The 18,268-nt window shown below is 35.7% G+C and carries 17 protein-coding genes; 2 read left to right on the top strand and 15 right to left on the bottom strand.

Features of this window, described 5'->3' with window-relative positions:
• Positions 1-268: 268 nt before the first annotated feature.
• From FD33_RS09715 to FD33_RS09685, 7 genes are all read right to left on the bottom strand, one after another.
• The gene (locus FD33_RS09715; protein WP_025084371.1) at positions 269-559 is read right to left on the bottom strand and encodes a Veg family protein; all 291 of its coding nucleotides are present in this window, start codon (positions 557-559) and stop codon (positions 269-271) included.
• A 137-nt stretch (positions 560-696) separates the two neighbouring features.
• Positions 697-1,575: a 16S rRNA (adenine(1518)-N(6)/adenine(1519)-N(6))-dimethyltransferase RsmA gene (gene rsmA / locus FD33_RS09710; protein WP_025084370.1), complete on the bottom strand. Its 879-nt coding sequence runs from the start codon at positions 1,573-1,575 to the stop codon at positions 697-699.
• Positions 1,562-2,137: a ribonuclease M5 gene (rnmV, locus tag FD33_RS09705; protein ID WP_025084369.1), complete on the bottom strand. Its 576-nt coding sequence runs from the start codon at positions 2,135-2,137 to the stop codon at positions 1,562-1,564. The genes rsmA and rnmV overlap by 14 nt, the downstream gene beginning before the upstream one ends.
• A 2-nt stretch (positions 2,138-2,139) precedes the next feature.
• On the bottom strand, positions 2,140-2,901 hold the full coding sequence (locus FD33_RS09700) for a TatD family hydrolase (protein ID WP_025084368.1): 762 nt from the start codon (positions 2,899-2,901) through the stop codon (positions 2,140-2,142).
• Positions 2,901-4,922 (bottom strand): methionine--tRNA ligase, encoded by a 2,022-nt coding sequence (gene metG / locus FD33_RS09695; protein WP_404280445.1) that lies wholly within the window; start codon positions 4,920-4,922, stop codon positions 2,901-2,903. Before metG ends, FD33_RS09700 begins: the two co-directional genes overlap by 1 nt.
• Positions 4,923-4,967: 45 nt before the next feature.
• Positions 4,968-5,669: an NAD-dependent protein deacylase gene (locus FD33_RS09690; RefSeq protein ID WP_056955954.1), complete on the bottom strand. Its 702-nt coding sequence runs from the start codon at positions 5,667-5,669 to the stop codon at positions 4,968-4,970.
• Positions 5,670-5,693: 24 nt separating this feature from the next.
• Positions 5,694-6,650: a hypothetical protein gene (locus FD33_RS09685; RefSeq protein WP_025084367.1), complete on the bottom strand. Its 957-nt coding sequence runs from the start codon at positions 6,648-6,650 to the stop codon at positions 5,694-5,696.
• 31 nt (positions 6,651-6,681) lie between these two features.
• Here FD33_RS09685 and FD33_RS09680 point away from each other — a divergent pair, with 31 nt between their 5' ends.
• Positions 6,682-7,188 (top strand): YbhB/YbcL family Raf kinase inhibitor-like protein, encoded by a 507-nt coding sequence (locus FD33_RS09680; RefSeq protein WP_025084366.1) that lies wholly within the window; start codon positions 6,682-6,684, stop codon positions 7,186-7,188.
• A 4-nt stretch (positions 7,189-7,192) separates the two neighbouring features.
• Here the strand turns inward: FD33_RS09680 and FD33_RS09675 are convergent, their stop codons facing one another.
• The 8 genes from FD33_RS09675 to trpS all read right to left on the bottom strand — a co-directional run bounded on the left by FD33_RS09675 (position 7,193) and on the right by trpS (position 15,599).
• On the bottom strand, positions 7,193-8,110 hold the full coding sequence (locus FD33_RS09675) for a Ppx/GppA phosphatase family protein (RefSeq protein WP_025084365.1): 918 nt from the start codon (positions 8,108-8,110) through the stop codon (positions 7,193-7,195).
• 72 nt (positions 8,111-8,182) lie between these two features.
• Positions 8,183-8,956 (bottom strand): ABC transporter permease, encoded by a 774-nt coding sequence (locus FD33_RS09670; RefSeq protein ID WP_025084364.1) that lies wholly within the window; start codon positions 8,954-8,956, stop codon positions 8,183-8,185.
• Positions 8,949-9,596, bottom strand: coding sequence for an ABC transporter ATP-binding protein (locus tag FD33_RS09665; RefSeq protein ID WP_025084363.1), 648 nt, complete (start codon positions 9,594-9,596; stop codon positions 8,949-8,951). The genes FD33_RS09670 and FD33_RS09665 overlap by 8 nt, the downstream gene beginning before the upstream one ends.
• A 210-nt stretch (positions 9,597-9,806) precedes the next feature.
• Positions 9,807-11,045, bottom strand: a complete 1,239-nt coding sequence (locus FD33_RS09660; RefSeq protein WP_056955942.1) for a peptidoglycan-binding protein — start codon at positions 11,043-11,045, stop codon at positions 9,807-9,809.
• A 707-nt stretch (positions 11,046-11,752) separates the two neighbouring features.
• On the bottom strand, positions 11,753-12,484 hold the full coding sequence (locus FD33_RS09655) for a DUF4811 domain-containing protein (protein WP_025084362.1): 732 nt from the start codon (positions 12,482-12,484) through the stop codon (positions 11,753-11,755).
• Positions 12,484-13,989 (bottom strand): MDR family MFS transporter, encoded by a 1,506-nt coding sequence (locus FD33_RS09650; protein WP_025084361.1) that lies wholly within the window; start codon positions 13,987-13,989, stop codon positions 12,484-12,486. The genes FD33_RS09655 and FD33_RS09650 overlap by 1 nt, the downstream gene beginning before the upstream one ends.
• Positions 13,990-14,015: 26 nt before the next feature.
• Entirely contained in the window at positions 14,016-14,453 is a 438-nt protein-coding gene (locus FD33_RS09645; protein WP_025084360.1) for a MarR family winged helix-turn-helix transcriptional regulator, read from the bottom strand.
• A 129-nt stretch (positions 14,454-14,582) separates the two neighbouring features.
• Entirely contained in the window at positions 14,583-15,599 is a 1,017-nt protein-coding gene (gene trpS / locus FD33_RS09640; protein WP_025084359.1) for a tryptophan--tRNA ligase, read from the bottom strand.
• Between the two features lie 323 nt (positions 15,600-15,922).
• On the opposite strand from trpS, the gene helD reads away from it, so the two are divergent.
• Positions 15,923-18,196, top strand: a complete 2,274-nt coding sequence (helD, locus tag FD33_RS09635) for an RNA polymerase recycling motor HelD (protein ID WP_025084358.1) — start codon at positions 15,923-15,925, stop codon at positions 18,194-18,196.
• The last annotated feature ends 72 nt before the right edge of the window (positions 18,197-18,268 follow it).

Genomic DNA, 18,268 nt, shown 5'->3' with positions numbered 1-18,268 from the left:
TCACTACAAGATTATAAAGCAAAACAATGAACAATTCATGTTTTTTTGAATGTAACCAGTATCATTTTACAAACTTTATAAATTTTTGCATAAAATTTAGATGTCAGCTCCTGTGGCAAAGTAGCTTGGTCTGGAATACTATAAACGTTCAAAATAAAATATTAAACAAAAAATAGACCATAATAATCAATTTTGATTATCATGGTCTATTTACTTTATTGCTTGGAAATTAAACTTATTGTTCACTATTCCAACTAACGGATTCTTATTATTCAGCCTCTGCCTCAGTGTCTGAGTCAGAATCAGTTTCAGCTACTTCTTCTTCATTATCAAAATGAATATCGATTGATTTTGTTAATAGATCTGCATAACTGTATGAAACTCTTTCAAAAGAATTTTCATTTTGATCCAAATCTACAACAAAAACTGAATGGAATGTTTCTGATAAAGTTCCGCGACGGCGGATTACTTTCTTACGACCTGCTTGTGCGACAATAGTCAAATTCTCACCTAAGTGTGAATCTAATCGACTCTTAATTGTCTTCAATGATGTTGGCATTATAATAATCACTCCTTAGGAGTGAAATTTTACCACGTTTCATTGATTTTTTCAAGAAAAACTTTCATTTGGCATAAAATTATTTTTTTGATGCCGTCCTCTATAACAAAATCTTTACGGACGACAGGAATTATACACTATTTTGCAAATTCTATTGCCATTTGCTTGAATTGTTCAATTGAAACTTCTTCAGCACGAGCATTTTCACCAATGTTGCATTTTTCAAAAATGGCTTTGATCTTTGCACGATTCTCATCAGTTCTTCCTTGCCAGTTCAACATATTATTCATCAAGCTCTTACGCTTATGAGCAAAGGAAGAACGAACTACTTTATTGAAGAATACAGGATCACTAATATCTACTTTTTCCTTTGGTAAACGATTCAAAACCGCAACGGCTGAATCAACTTTAGGACGTGGGATGAAAGAGTTGCGACCGACAATACGATCAATCTTTGCATCCATTTGTGTTTGCACTGCAATAGTTAAAGAACCATACTCACGATGCCCCGGATTGGCAGTGATTCTTTCAGCTACTTCTTTTTGCATCATCAAAACAAGTGATTGGAACGGATAATCACTATTAATCAAATTCAACATAATTGGTGTAGTGATGTAATAAGGTAAATTAGCTACAACTTTGATTGTTTTACCAACCAAATCATGTTCTTTAACAAATTCATCTAAATCAACTTTCAAAATATCCTGATTGATAACCTCAATATTATCATAATACTGTAAGGTATCAGCTAATACAGGAATCAAATTTTCATCAATTTCAAATGCATAAACTTTTTCGGCAACTTGTGCTAATTTTTCAGTCAAAGCACCAATACCAGGTCCAATTTCAATAGCAATCTCATCTGATTTCAAACCACTAGCATCCACAATTCCGTCTAAAACTTTTTCATTTGTTAAAAAATTTTGCCCCAAACTTTTCTTTGCGCGTAACTTATACTTGCGCATTATGTCATTAGTACGAATAGGGTCAGCGATACTTAATCTATTTTGTGTCATGAGTACTTCCTTTATCAAATTTTTCAACTATGGCGACTAAATCTTGTGGTGCAATTTGAAACATATTCAGACGATTCAAAAATTGTTTGGCATTAGTGTAACCTATCTTCAGTTTTGAACCAACAAATTCACGACGTAAATGCGAATCACTTTTACCTACTAAACCAAGATCCACCATGTCATCATGGTCATAATCCTTAAAATTGTTATCGATTCTAGTATAAACGGCTGCCAAAGCCGCCTTGATGTCTGCATCATTAGCGTGTTCTATTCCTAAACTACCATCACTCTTTTTGGGAACTGCTTGAGATCTTGGTAGAAAAGCCTGTTTAGCAGCAGGAACAGCCTTTTGAATAATAGTTCGGAGACGATTTCCATTAAAATCGGGGTCAGTGAACACAATTACGCCACGCTTATCTTGAGCAATCTTGATACGTTCGATTGTCTCTTGATTAAGTGCCGAACCAGTTGTTTCAATTGTATCGACATCACCAAAACAATCTTTTAATCGATTGGTATCGGATTTACCTTCTACAACTATAATTTCTTTTATTTTTTTCATGTTTATAGATTATACACTTTATGAGCATTTTTAAAGGTATGTTCAGCAACTTCATCAGGTGAAATATCTTTATACTTAGCAATCGCATCGACTACGTATCTAGTGTATGCCGGTTGATTAGAATGACCACGATATGGTTCAGGTGTTAAGTATGGTGCATCAGTTTCCACCAGCAATCGATCTAGCGGTGTATTCTTGGCTGATTCATGAACCTCGGGTGCGTTTTTAAATGAAACGACGCCACTATAAGAGATCCATAAACCAAGGTCTAAGAAACGATTAAGCCACTTAACATCCCCATTGAAACTATGCAAGATAATACCTGACTTAGACATATCATGATTCTTAAGAATTTCATACATATCATCAAAAGCATCACGACAATGAATTGAGACTGGCATGTTATATTGTTTAGCCACATCCAACTGTTGAATCAAAACTTTTTGTTGAATCTTGGGATCTGGGTCTTCTTCCCAATGATAATCCAAGCCAATTTCACCAATACCAACAACTTCGGGCAATTTGATCTGATTAACCAATTGTTCTTCATTGTACTCTTTGGCAAATTCAGGATGCCAACCGACTACAGCATGCAATGGTTGGTAATTCTGTGCTAAACGAATGGCTTCAATATTGAACTCTTCATTAGAACCAATAATAGCCATTTCAACAACATCTAACTCTTTTGCATTATCAATGAATTGTTGGGTTTTACCAGCAAAAGCTTCATCATTTAAATGTGTATGTGTATCAAAGATTTTCATTAGCCTAAAATAGCTCCATTTTTATGTGAATTATCCACGATAGCAAGTTTTACTTCGTCACCTTTTTCAGTTGATAGCAACATTCCGTTACTCCATTCGCCAACCATCTTACGAGGCTTCAAGTTAACAACTGCTAGGACTTTCTTACCAATCAACTCTTTATAGTTAGGGTAGAATTTGTGCATTCCTGAAAGGATTTGACGATCAACGCCTGATCCATCATCCAACTTAAATTGAAGTAATTTACTTGAATTTTCTACTGGTTTTACATCAAGAATCTCGGTTACAACCATCTTAACTTTTTCAAAATCATCAAATTCGATTTCTTTAGGATAACCATCGTCAGAAGCTGCTTGAGCTTTAGCCTTAGCTTGAGCAGATTTACTCAACTTACCAGCACCATGCTTAGCTTGTTCTTCAGCCATCTTGCCCTTAATATACTTAACTTCTTCTTCAGCATCCAAACGTGGGAAGATTGGCTCTGGTTTAGCAGTAACAGTCTTACCTACCACTGTGTCGCCAAAATCAAGTGACTTATCACTACTATAATCAAGGCCCAATTGAGAGAACATCTTAACTGGAGCTTGTGTCATAACAGGACTGATGAGCAAGGCAATCAAACGTAATGATTCAGCCAAGTGACCTAAGACAGCTTGTAGTTCAGCCTTCTTACTGTCATCTTTAGCAAGAACCCATGGTTGTGTCTCATCGATATACTTATTAGCACGACTGATGAATGACCAAACGCTAGCTAAGGCATCAGGGAATTCAAATTTATCCATATGTTCTCTGTAAGCTGCCAAAGTGTCGGCATATGATTTTTCAAGATCTTTATCAAGATCTGTTACAGCAGCGATTGAAACAACCTTACCATCATCATACTTATTGATCATTGAAATAGTTCTGTTCAATAAGTTTCCTAAATCGTTAGCTAAATCGTAGTTAATCTTGTCAATGTAATCTTCAGGAGTGAAGACACCATCGCTACCAAATGGCATTGCACGCATCAAGTAGTAACGAAGTGAATCTAGTCCATATCTAGAAACTAACATTTCTGGATAAACGACATTTCCCTTAGATTTAGACATCTTACCGTCTTTCATCAATAACCAACCATGACCGAAGACTTGCTTAGGCAATTCAACACCCAAAGCCATCAAAATGATTGGCCAGTAAATAGTATGGAAACGAACGATTTCCTTACCAACAAATTGAACATTAGCTGGCCAGTATCTCTTGAAGAGGGAATCGTCGTCGCTTTCATAACCAAGAGCTGTGATATAGTTCAAAAGCGCATCAATCCAAACATAAACAACGTGTTCTGGATTACTTGGAACTTTAACACCCCAGTTGAAAGTTGTTCTAGAAATAGCTAAGTCTTCTAGACCTGGTTTGATAAAATTATTGATCATTTCATTCTTACGAATTTCTGGTTCGATGAAGGTTGGGTTGTCTTTATAATATTGCAAAAGACGATCAGCATATTTGCTCATCTTGAAGAAATAACATGGTTCTTTAACAAGTTGAACTTCATGACCTGAAGGAGCTTTACCACCGATGACTTTACCATTTTCATCATGATAAACTTCGGCCATTTGTGATTCAGTAAAGTATTCCTCATCGTCAACTGAATACCAACCTGAGTATTCGCCTAAATAAATATCCCCTTGTTTAATTAGACGTTCAATAATTTTTTGAACAGCTTTAACATGATAATCATCTGTTGTACGGATGAATTTGTCGTTAGAAATATCGAGCTTCTTCCAAAGCTCCTTGATTCCTTTAGCCATCATATCAACATATTCTTGTGGTTCCATATGCTTTTCTTCGGCTTTTTGTTCGATTTTAAGACCATGTTCGTCAGTTCCTGTTAGGAAGAAAACATCATAGCCTTCATTACGCTTGTAACGAGCCAAGGTGTCCGCTGCAATCGTTGTATATGAGTTCCCAATTGTTAATTTTCCTGATGGATAATAAATGGGTGTTGTAATGTAAAAAGTTTTTCTTTCTTCAGTCAATATATTAACCTCCACCGCTTTCAAATTGATATTAAGTATAGCATTCTTTTATATTTGTGAAAAAACGTTCGTCGCATCATCATCGATAGCTAGAATCGATGAATCAATGTTTAAATCTTCTTTATTGATAACCACTAATTTAGCTTGGGGAGTGCTATATTCTAGTAATCCTGCAAAAGGATATACTTTAAAACTAGTTCCCACTACCACTAGTAAATCAGCCTTTTGAACTGCTAAAGCAGCATTTTGAAAGTTTTTCGGGTTAATATTTTCCCCATATAGGACGGTCGTCCCAGGGCGAATAATACCGTTATCTTCATGGTGTCGATAATCTTTTAAATAATCCTTATAATCAAACTCTTTGCCACAAGTTAGGCAATGAATATTATCATACAAATTACCATGAAACTCTACCACATTCTTAGCTCCCGCTTTTGTGTGAAGTTTATCGACATTCTGTGTTACGATGGCACCCTTTTGATTACTGATCTGTGCCATTTTTTTATGGATAATATTAGGTTGTGCATCAGGAAAGTACATATTATGAACTACGAAATCATGGAAAACATCAGGATGTTCAACTAAGTTGTCGTGACTCAACATATATTCTGGTGGAAAATTATAACTCTTCCGCTTATACAATCCGTTTTTTGAACGATAATCGGGAATTCCCGATGGTACAGATACGCCTGCACCAGTTAGAAAAGTTACAAAATTAGCTTTGTCTAGTAATTCTTTAAACTCTTCAATCTTATCTTGCACACAAATCCCCTCTTATCTAATTAAGTATTTAACTTCTTCTTTTTCGAAAACATCGATGATCTTGTATTGGTAGAAGGCCTTGTAAAATTCTGGCGTTACTTTACCGGGATCAATATCCAAAGTCGTAACGCTTTGACCATCATTAATACCCAAAAGTACGAAAGCATCTTTGCCAGTTGCACGATTCTTAAATGAAGAATGTTTTACTTGATAAACTTGATTTAATGATAATCTCAATTGACGTTCTGATAATACAGGTGTGATATTTAAAAATTCGTGATAGCCTAAACCTTCATAACCATTAGATAAAATAATTTCATTATAAGTGTCCAATGCATTAACTAAAGCACGTCTAAAGTGGAATGCACTCGATAAATCATTAGCTTCTGCAATCTTAACCAATTTTTCAGCATACTTGTACGATGTTGGAAATTCATCTTTCCATTTATCATCTTGAGCGTGTTCACTAAAAATAATGCCATCAAACATGATCAAAGTACGGTAGAAGCGCATATTGGCCAAATCTAAAGAAACTTTAGGTGTAAGGGCTGCTTCAATTCCTTTGAGAAATTCTTCTTTGACCTCGTCTGTATAAGTTCCATCAGCTTTTTGAGATTTCAAAACCGAGATATGTTCTAATGTTTCAAAGATTGAATTAGCAATTGCTAGAATACGGCCATCATAATCTGGTTTGCCAGATGTTACAGCACAAGAGATACTTGGCTCATCAGACAATTCCAATGCAATATGATAAAGTTCATGTGCCAAAACAAATTCACTGTATTTTTCATTAGTGATAACGACTTTTACGATATCACCATTAACCTCATGACTTGCTTGATCTAAAGTCAAAAACTCTTGTTTTGAATAGTCTGAGTAAATCTCGACTTTTTTATTATATTCTTGCTCAATTTTTTGAACCTGCTCTACAATACTAGTAGATAGGTCGTTGTTATCTATTTGTTTCATTATTACACCTCATTTTAAAGGAGATTTTTTTATGGATGTTAATGTATCTTTACCAAATAATCTCTTGCCCGATAAATATGGCAAGCATGCTGCTCCCGAGGATATAAAAAATGGGAAACCTCTAATTAGTTTCCCAATTCAATTATCCAATCTACCGGCAGATACAAAAACTATTGCTTTGACTTTTACTGATCCTGATTCAATTCCCGTTTGTGGATTTGAATGGATTCACTGGACAATGGCAAATATTCCTAATTCACAGTTAGAAATACCTGAAAACTTCAGTCGACTTGCTCAAAGTCCAATTGTTCAAGGAAAGAACAGCACAGCCAGCCCATTATTTGATGGCCCCAAAGATTTGGCCACTGGTTACAATGGACCATATCCACCAGATCAAACCCATGATTATATTCTCAAGGTGTTTGCTCTAGATGATAACCTTAACTTGGAAAATGGTTTTTGGATGAACGAATTATTACACCAAATGGATGGACATATTCTTGACCAAGCTCAAATAACCATCCCTAGTCGCGCATAATTGTTTACTCTTTTAAATGCATCTTGTGGAAATAATTAAAGACATAGCCTTCTCTAACTCCGAAGTTCGAAAAACGAATTTCGGTAGAGGGGGTCTTTTTTATGATTTCAGAAATTATTAAGATTCCGCCCAAAATAACTTCATATCTACCATCACTCAACTCTTTGATTTGACTCCGTTCTTCCATTGAAGAATGAATCAATTGGTTAAATAAATCATCAATTTGGTCAACGGTAATCACTGAATTGTGAAGCGTCTTTTTTCTTCTATTTTCACGATTCAAAATACTAGTTACGGCCCTTAAAGTTCCGCCTAAACCAACAAAGGTAGCTTTTGCATTCATCCATGTAAGTCGGTCTAAACGTTCACTAATATCTTTTCTTGCCGCTCTTAGTTGTTCACTTTTTATTGGATCACTTTCTAAATACAAATCCGAAATTGAAATAGCACCAATTGGAATACTAAGACCGTGTTTTAAGCGTCCTTTTTTTGCCAAACTAATTTCACTACTACCACCACCGACATCAACAATCAATGCATCTTTGATCCGCATTGTGCTACGTACGGCCACATAATCATAATAAGCTTCTTCTTGCTCATTGATGATTTCTAGCTGCAAGCCAGTTTCTTTAAGAACAGCAAAAATTAGTTGTTCTTGATTTTTAGCCATTCTAACTGCTGCAGTGGCGATTAAACTAGTTCGATCTACGTGATACCTTTCAATTCGAGTTTGAAATTTCTTTAGAACATCAATGGTCTCTTCAATTTGATCATTAGTTAAAAGACGGCTCTGAGCAATTGATTTGCCTAATCGAACCGGCTCACGCCAACGATCCAAAGTTTTAAAGCGATTCTTTTTTGAAGATCGATACACTGATGTTCTAATGGAGTTAGATCCAATTTCAATAACTGCTAACTTCAAATTTACATCACATCCCATTGTATCAATTATATAAAAAAATAGGCCTATATAGTAGACCTATTTTTCACAAAGTTAAGAAATTAATTCATTTTTTAACTGTTTTCTTTCATTAAAGAATTGACGATAACCTAAATAACAGGAAATAATTGAACCGATACTAGTCGATGCTAACAGCATAAAGGTAACCATAATCTGATATTTAATTGCCTTAACTGGATCAACTCCGGCGAAGATCAAACCCGACATCATCCCTGGCAAACTGACCAAACCAAGTGTCTTAATTGAATCGATTGTGGGTTGCATACCACTCTTGATACTGTCTCGTAAAATATCGAGTGAAGCTAGTTTAATATCAGCGCCTAAAGCTAGTTTTTCCAAAATCTGTTGATGGCGATCAGAAAAGGTCTGCTTCATGTTGCGATAACAAAGGCCAATAGCGACCATGATATTACTAGCAATCATTCCGGTTACAGGGACGATCTGTTCAGGTACAAATTTAATTGAGCCAGTAAAAACTAACGTTCCTAAAGTGATGGTCGTTCCCACAAAAATGGCTAATAATGACGATTGAAATGCTTTTGGAATACCATTACCTCGTTTTCCTGCATTATAAGAAGCATTGATAACAATAATAATGAAGCAGGCTAAAGTTAACCAAATATCGTCAGCCTTAATAACAAATTTTAAAACATATCCAACAATCGACAACTGAATGATTGCTCGAACAACACCAATAATAATATCCTTATCAATATGTAATTTTTCAATATAGCCAATTACTAAGGCCACAATTACTAAGACGAAGCCCAACATTAGAGTTGAATTGGAAACTGTTAAATTAGACATTATCCACTACCTCCCCATTTTTGATCGTTATTTTATCCTGTGAGGCTTCAATTTCTGACTCATCATGTGTTACTCGTAAGATTGTCAATCCTCGTTGATTGAATTCATTTAGCATTGAATGAACAATATTTTTGTTTTCCACATCCAACCCAGCAGTAACCTCATCAGTTATTAACACTTCCGGTGGAAAAATCAAATTACGTAAAAGTGCAATTCGCTGTTTTTCACCACCAGAAACATCGTTAACACTCTTATCAAGATAGCTTTCATCTAAATTGACCATCTTTAAATATTGTTTAACTTTGCTCTCATCAAACTCTTCGTTACGAACTTCAAAGGGAAACATTAAATTATCTCGCACTGTTTTACCAAACAGGGTTGGTTGTTGAAAAGCATAAGAAACTCTTTGACGATATTCTGTTGGCTCATAGGAATCAACTGTTTTACCATTAAATAGTACTTTCCCCGATGTTTGACTGATCATTGAGGCCAAAATTCGCATAAAAGTACTTTTTCCACTTCCTGAAGGTCCAACTACTGTAATGTACTTCCCCTTCTCTATTTCTACACTGATACGTTTTAAAATCTCTTTATCACCAACTTGATAGGACAAGTCTTGAACATCAAAAATCTTTTCCACAATCATCTCACCTCTCCCACTAATTTCACTAACAATTATCAACATGTCTTTCTATAATACATAATAATCGGCTTATAAATAAAATCATAGATAAATACAAAATCTCGACCAATTAACCAATAATTGATCGAGATTCTTTTATTTAGGAAATTGAACACATTCTATCCCTATTGATAAAACCGAATTCTATTATATCGGATTCATTTCTGATTAAGCAAATACACGTTTGACACCGGCGATGTTCCCGCGTCCTGAATAGATTGAGTGTACTTGCACAGCATATGGCCATGATTCAATCATCGTATCACGATTTAAAAGAATCCCCACATGCCAAATCAAGCCAGTCGACGGATCAGTATAGAAAATCAAATCGCCTCTTTGACGATTATTGAAGTCAACTTTTGGCATACGATTATCACTCCAAAGCATTCGGCTATTCCACTCATTACCCACTTGAGCGTGTTGAATAGCCGAGACAGGTGCTGGATTGATACCTGAAGCATATAAAGCTTGTGTTACCAGTCCTGAACAATCAACACCATACTGTGGTGAACTGGCAGCACCAGAGATCCAAGTCTGACCTAAATACTTATAAGCCTGGTTGATCATGGCCTCAATATGATCCGATCTCGTACTTGTCTGGTTAGTTTCAAGCGGCGCTACGTACGAATCAAGGCTATACCAAGAAGACTCTGAGAAGCCCATATTTTTCCATGTAGCCAAGTTGACTACACCTGTTACAGGTAATCCTCTACGAGCTTGAAAACTTTTGACACTTGCTGCAATTGAACTGTCATAGATCGTATGAGTATTGGAGTAACCAAAATATTTTCTTACTAAATAAACTTTGACACCTTCAACACCATTATAAAGATCATACCCAACATTCCCCACGGGTTTGATTTGAGTATTTTGAATCTGGAACCATCCACTCGGATTCTGATAACCAACTGCTATGGTCGCATCGTTACTATTCACCCAAATATCATTGCCAATTCGATAATAAGTCAATCCGCCGCTCTGATCGACTTGATCGTATTTCCATAACGAATTAGCCACAAAATTCTTTTGACCATTACGATAAAAGCCATTATCATCATGAGAAAAACTGACGCCACCCCAGTCATTGATAGCTACTATTCCAGATTTTGCATGACCGTAACTGATAGTTACATCTCCGGCTGCTATGTACTCATTCGTAGCCACTCGATAATAGGTTTGGCCTTGATACGTCAGTTTCTGATCAGTCACCCAAGCCGTATTAGCGCCTAATTTTTGATTTTGAATCAACTTACCATCTTCTGTATATAAATTCGTAATTGATTTCGTGTTAACAATCGCCTGCGAATCAATTTTGGATGTATTAGTCGTATCGGCTTTAACACTTTGCGGAGACATCATTAATAAAGCTAAACCACAAACAAAAGCAATTTTGAATCTTTTACTCATTTGTCTGTACCTCTTCCTTATAAATAACGAGATTTATTAATTTATATGTTTATAATTTTTTCGTAATAAATTTAACATCATATTTAATATTACTTAAATATTTAGGCGTCATTTTGATAGACGTTTTGTCTCCGTGATGTAAGGAGGTGTTCTACTACTACTGCTGTTGCTAGGATAGATATTCTATTGCCGTCTTCCACAAAAATTGGGAATGCCTTGGAACGCCATGGGCACGATTTGAAACTAATAATCTTACACTTTGTGTAAGATTATGGATTTCCAAAGTCGGCCTCATTGTGAGTGGCTATGCCACTTACAATGATTTCATGGCTGAAGGCATTCCCAATTTTTGTTCCAGACTAAAGAGTATTTCAATTTTTAATCTGAGAAATATGATTTGGCTTCTTTCATACCAATATTTCCAAACTAAAATTAATTTTATTATATGCTCTTCGATATGGATTGTTTTCTTGTCTTCTTTTCATTAACATCCCTAGCATCCCTGAATTGTAAAAAGGGTCAACACTATTTCTTTCTCAATTGTGATTAGTTTTCCACTCCATCCACACAATATATATACATCCATTCCAAATAGAACTGTTCTCTAGTCTGAAGTAAAAGTTGAAAATGGCACTTTACACCAACAAAAATAGCACCTATCGGAAACTACCCAATAGATGCTATTTATTTTGTCCCACAAAGGAACTCTATTTTTGATTCTTAATTTCTTGAATTAGCTTAGCTTGTGCTTCGGCCTTAAATTCTTTTTGAGCTTGTTGAATAACTTTCTTTTGCTCAGCTGATGTCATAGTTGGATTTGCTTGCATTGCTTTGGCTACTGCTGCCTTCACGTAAGTTTGTCCTTCTTGTTTCATTTGAGCTTTGAAAGTTTTACTCTTCATTTTCTTTTGTAGTTGACTAGCTTGTTTTGTTGTCAAAACTAACCAATCATTTCCAACTTTGAAAGTATTTTTTTGTTTAACAAATTCTTTGTTGTTATCAGAAATTCCAAAGAGGAATGAGTAAAAACCATTCTTGTATTCCCAACGAGTTGTTTTCTTTGTTAATGTAGCGGCTGAATAATTTCCAGTCTTTACTACGTTCTTAACATTTACATCAACTTTAGTTGTTTGAGGTTTCTTAGCTTTAGCAGTTTCAGGGGTGCGATAAACATAAACGCTCTCCTTGCCACTTGTACCCAACTTTTTCTCTAAGAGTAAATTAGATCCCTTTTGAACTGATTGAATTTGATAAGTCTTTTCATTGGTTACTTTTTCCATTCCAAAATGACCATATTCATTTGAAATCAAAAGTACCAAACTTATGATGAATAAAGCGATAAATGTGAATGATAGTCCATATCCCACTTTTTTATTCTTTAAAAAGACAGCGAAGAAATATGCTAATCCTGCACAGATTAAAATTGTAATTAAAATCATTATTCTTCACCTGCCAATTCTGTTTTCTTCAATTGATCAGTATCGATTGTCTTTGATTTAGCACTGCCCTTAACCATAAACGTGATCAAGAAACCAATTAAACAAAAGACAATAGCAACAGCAAAGGCTGCGTGATATCCACTCAATGTAGCGTTGAAGAATTTATCTTTATACTCTAATGGTGTTGCTTTAAGAATGGCATGTCCTGGTTTTAAGTTGTTTGTAACATTAGTCAAGACACTGACCAAGATAGCTGTACCCATAGAACTGAAAACTTGTCTAACAGTATTATTAACGGCTGTACCATGACTCATCAAGTTGAATGGCAATGCATTCATACCATCAGTTGTAACAGGCATCAAGACCATTGAAATACCAAACATACGAATCATGTATAGCACAACGATATCTAAAACAGGTGTACTCTTTGTTAGGAACAAGAATGGAATTGTACCGGCTGTTAACAAGAACATACCCATACGTGCCAAATCTTTTGGTCCATATTTATCAAAAGCATTACCAGTAATTGGACTCATAACACCAATCATCAAGGCACCTGGTAGTAAGGTTAATCCAGAATGGAAAGCTGACATACCTTTAACGATTTGTAGGTACAATGGAAGCACCATTTCAACCCCGACCATGGCCATGTTAGTAACTGATGACAAAGCAGCCGCAATTGCGAATTTCTTTTCTGTGAAAACACGTAATTCCAAGAATGGTGTATCCATATGTAATTGGCGATAACCAAATAATAGGATGAAAATAATACCAACGACGATTGAGCCAATAACTTTCATTGAACCCCAACCATCATCACCAACAGATGAAAAGCCATAAAGAATGGCACCAAAACCAAGTGTTGATTCAAATAATGAAAGCACGTCTAATTTAGTACGGCGCGTTTTGATAACTGGACGCATAAAGAAGAATGCCAAAATCAAAACGATGATGACAATAGGAATGATCATTCCGAAAAGTTGTCTCCATGAAGAGTTATCAATAATGAAACCTGAAAGTGTAGGTCCAATAGCTGGAGCAAGTCCAATAACTAATCCACCAAGACCCATGGCGGCACCACGTTGATTAGCTGGGAAAATTGATAACATAACCACTTGCATAAGTGGCATTGTAATACCAACACCGACAGCTTGAATCAAACGTCCGGCTAAGATAGTACCGAAGTTTGGTGCTGTGAAACACATAATTGTACCGACTAAGAAAGTCGACATTGCGATAATATACAAAATCTTTGTACTAAAATTGTTACTTAACCAAGCAGTAACAGGAATCATAATTCCATTAACCATCAAAAATCCAGTTGTTAACCATTGAACGTCAGAAGTAGTAACGCTAAATTCCTTCATCAAGGTTGGAAAGGCAGTGGTTAAAATTGTACCGTTTAAAACAGTACAGAATGTACCAACAAGAAGCACTAAAACCAAAAGATTACGGTTAAAGGGTTTCCCGTGTGCATCCACGATTGCTTTATCATTATTCGCCATAATAACAAAATTCCTCTTCTCTATAATTATTTAGAAGGTATTTCGATATCATCAAGGTTCTTGTAAACCTTCATCAAAATATTTTCTAATTCTGTTTGTTCCTCAGAAGTTATGCCTTTAAAGATTGCATCATTACTCTCACTGAAAGCCTTGCGTACTTCACCATAAAGCTCTGAACCTGCTTCAGTAATGCTAACAATCTTCTTACGACGATTATTAGGATCAGCATGCCGGGATACAAATCCGCGATCCTCAAGTTTTTTTAACGAACGGGCAATACTGGCACCATCAAACAATGTGATTTCACCAATTTTATCCTGACTACATTCATGTCTTTTATAGACAATGGCTAGTAAAATACTTTCAAAAGCATTTAAATCTTCTTTTTTCAAATAGCTAGCTGCGATTCGCTTCCTGATCATCGTATATTTCATCACGAAACCAATCAAATTATAGTCATCCATAAATCTACCTCATTTTCTTCAAAAAAAACTTTAATTTTTTTAGAACAAAAAATATGCTACACCCGACTCTTGATAAAATCAAGAGTTAAGCATAGCATTTTTCTGTAAAAGCGTTTTTATTTTCAGAAACTAGTCAAAATAGTTAACACCAATTGCTTTTCTAACTTCTGTTAAAGTTTGGTTAGCAACGATGTTGGCGTTGTCGCTACCCTTTTTGAGAATATCGTAAACACCAGGAATATCCTTTTCATATTCAGCACGACGATTACGGATTGGTTCTAGAATTTCTTGTAGAACATCATTCAAATAACGTTTTACTTTAACATCTCCTAAACCACCGGCTTGATATTGTGCCTTTAACTCAGCAATCTTGTCTGTATCTGTTCCAAAGGCATCTAAATATGTAAAGACAGTGTTACCTTCAATCTTACCTGGATCTTCAACGTGAATGTGATCTGGATCAGTATACATAGACATAACTTTTTTAGTCACAACATCAGCAGGATCTGATAAGTAGATACAATCACCTAGTGATTTACTCATCTTGGCGTTACCATCAATACCAGGTAATCTACCTTGGCCCTTAGGTGGGAAGACACCTTGAGGTTCAACCAATGTATCAACATTATAAGTGTTATTGAAAGTACGAACTATTTCACGAGCTTGTTCCATCATTGGTTCTTGATCATCACCAACAGGAACTGTGTCAGCTTTGAAAGCTGTAATATCAGCCGTTTGACTAACTGGATATGTTAAGAATCCAGCAGGAATACTTTGTCCAAAACTCTTTTGTTGAATTTCTGACTTAACAGTAGGATTTCTTTCCAAACGAGAAACAGAGACAAGATCAAGATAGTACATTGTCAATTCATTTAGTGCTGGAATTTGTGATTGTACTAAAATATTAGTTTTGCTTGGATCAATTCCTACAGAAAGATAATCAAGCGCAACTTGAATCAAACTGTTACGAACTTTTTCTGGATTTCTGGCATTATCAGTGAAAGCTTGCATATCAGCAATCATGACAAACATTTTGTATTTGCCTTCATTTTGAAGCTTAACACGATTCTTCAATGAACCTAAATAATGACCAATGTGCAATTTGCCTGTGGGACGATCCCCTGTCAAAATAGTATTTGTTTTCATATTTTTCCTCCTGGATTCATTAATGCAAAAACATTTTTGAGATGGTATAATGGCTCTTCATAAAAAAAGCGCCCTATTATATTAAATAATAGGACGCTTATACGTGGTGCCACCTGTTTTGTAAAGTATACTCTACCGCTCAAAGTTATAAGGTAACTAACCATACCCATTTCCCAAAACAAGGTTGATAACTTTTTCAGCCATGAAGTTATTCTCTAAAAGCAACTACTTGAATTAGTACTCAAAAATGCTTATGCTTTAATGTACTCTAATTGCTATTAGCATAATTAAAAAACGACAAATTGTCAACGAGAGGTATTTTAATGACGATCAATCAATCCAAAGAATCAGAACAAAAGCGTGTCGATCAGGTTGCTGGAAAAATCGAACGACAGATTGAACGTGTTGATGCTAGTATTGCACAAGCGCACAAAGAAACTAGCCGTATCGAACGTAATTACGGAGAAAATACCAAAGTTAATACCACTGAAGTCGACGACCAAATGGAAACTAACGCTTCTGTTCAACAGCAGAAACAATTGGTTGCTTTAGCCGTTGAAAATGAAAATATTTTGAATTCAAACCGTCTCAAACTGGAAAATCTTCAAGGTTCTCCTTACTTTGGACGAATTGATATTGTTGAAGATGGTGAGGAAGACACGCTTTATATAGGCACTTCTACACTTCAAGATGACGATGGTGAATTCTTAATTTACGATTGGCGAGCTCCTATTTCCGGTATTTACTATAACGGTACTTTAGGAAAAGTCACTTATCCCACTCCCAATGGCACTGCTGAAGTTGAATTAAAGAAAAAGCGTCAATTCCAAATCGTCCATAATAAAATTCGAAATATGTTCGATACTAATGAAACCGTTGGTGATGAAATTCTCCAATCAGTTTTGAGTGAATACAGCGATGAATATCTAAAAAGTATCGTTGCAACTATCCAGCATGAGCAAAACATCATTATCCGTGATACTCGTTCCGATGTTCTTTTAGTTCAAGGTGTAGCTGGTTCAGGTAAGACTTCAGCTATTTTACAACGTGTTGCTTATCTGCTTTATCACAGCCGTACAACAATGAATGCTGACAATATTGTTCTCTTCTCCCCTAATAAATTATTCAGTAATTACATTTCCGAAGTTCTTCCTAGTTTGGGTGAACGAAACATGCGCCAAGTTACTCTCAATGAGTTCATTTCACTACGTCTAACTGGTGTTCAAGTGGAAACACTCTTCGAACGTTATGAAAAAGATGAACGTAATCTGCCAGAGACAACTATCAAAATGCGTTTATACAAAGAAAGTGGTGACTTTCTAGAACACTTGGAACAATTAGAAAACGATCATCGTGAACATACACCATACTTCGAAGATATTATTTTTGAGGGTAAACCGTTCTTCACTGGGGACGAAATTGCTGAAATTTATCAAAGTACCAATCCGGCCTACCACATTCCCGACCGTTTTCTAAAAACTAAGAACGCTTTGATCAAGCGTCTCCAAAGAAGGATTCATGAGGATCGAAATGAAGATTGGGTTCAAGCTGAAATCGATAATTTGTCTGATGAAGATTTTCAACAAATCATTACAGATCACAATATTGAAGAATCGGCCAACCAACGTGAAATTATCGCTGAAGAGTTTTTGCGTGAACGTTATGCGCCAATTTATAACGCTCTACTCAATAATTACTTCTTTAATCCTTACAAGGAATATCTTTTCTTGCTTAATGAGATGCAACAAAGCTTGGTCTCTGACAGTGTTTGGCAAACTATGATTGAATCAATTGATAACCAAATTGAGGCCCATAAATTAAACCTTAGCGACTCGGTTGCCATTCTCTATTTAAGAGATTTTGTTACCGACGGTGGTATCAATCATGCTATTCAACACATTTTTATTGATGAAGTTCAAGACTACACAATGGCTCAGTTAAAATACATTTCCCACGCTTTTCCTAATGCTAAAATGACCTTGTTAGGCGATCGTTCACAAGATGTTTTGACTAGTTCTTATCGTAAAAATGATTTGGTTACTGAGGTTAATGAACTATTCAAAAAGAAACGTATCACTACTATTACTTTGAACCAGAGTTATCGTTCAACTGCTGAAATAACTAATTTTGCCAAGAAATTATTACCCAATGGCGATGAAGTCAAAGCTTTTTCCCGTCAAGGCGAGGATCCTGTTATCAAAGTTTTCAATAATGATGACTATTATCAAGGCTTGAAAGAAACAGCTAAAGAATTGAACAAGAAATATGACACTGTTGCGATTTTGGCCCGTAATCAGGCCCAAGCTGAACAAATTTACACCCATTTCAGTGACGAATCCATCGTTACATTAGTTGATGCTGATTTCCGTTCCATTCCTAAGGGAATTTTGATTTTACCAATCTATTTGGCTAAGGGACTTGAATTCGATGCTGTTATTGGCCACGATATTTCGGCTAAAAATTATCCTGACCTTCGTAGTACTGACGTTTTGTACACAATCTGTACTCGAGCAATGCATAGTCTAACTCTGTGCGTTGATGGCGAATTGTCACCTTTACTCCAAAAAGAACCTCAAAATTTAATTTCTGAACACTAATTTTGGACAATATAAAAAGGGCTCTTTGTCAAATCGTATTGATGAATAGTTTTTGTATAGAAGGCAACCTCA

It is taken from the genome of Companilactobacillus paralimentarius DSM 13238 = JCM 10415 (assembly GCF_001434985.1).
In the GTDB taxonomy this organism is placed as follows: domain Bacteria; phylum Bacillota; class Bacilli; order Lactobacillales; family Lactobacillaceae; genus Companilactobacillus; species Companilactobacillus paralimentarius.
The sequence above is the reverse complement of the archived record's forward strand: the minus strand, read 5'-3'. Positions and strand labels throughout refer to the sequence as shown.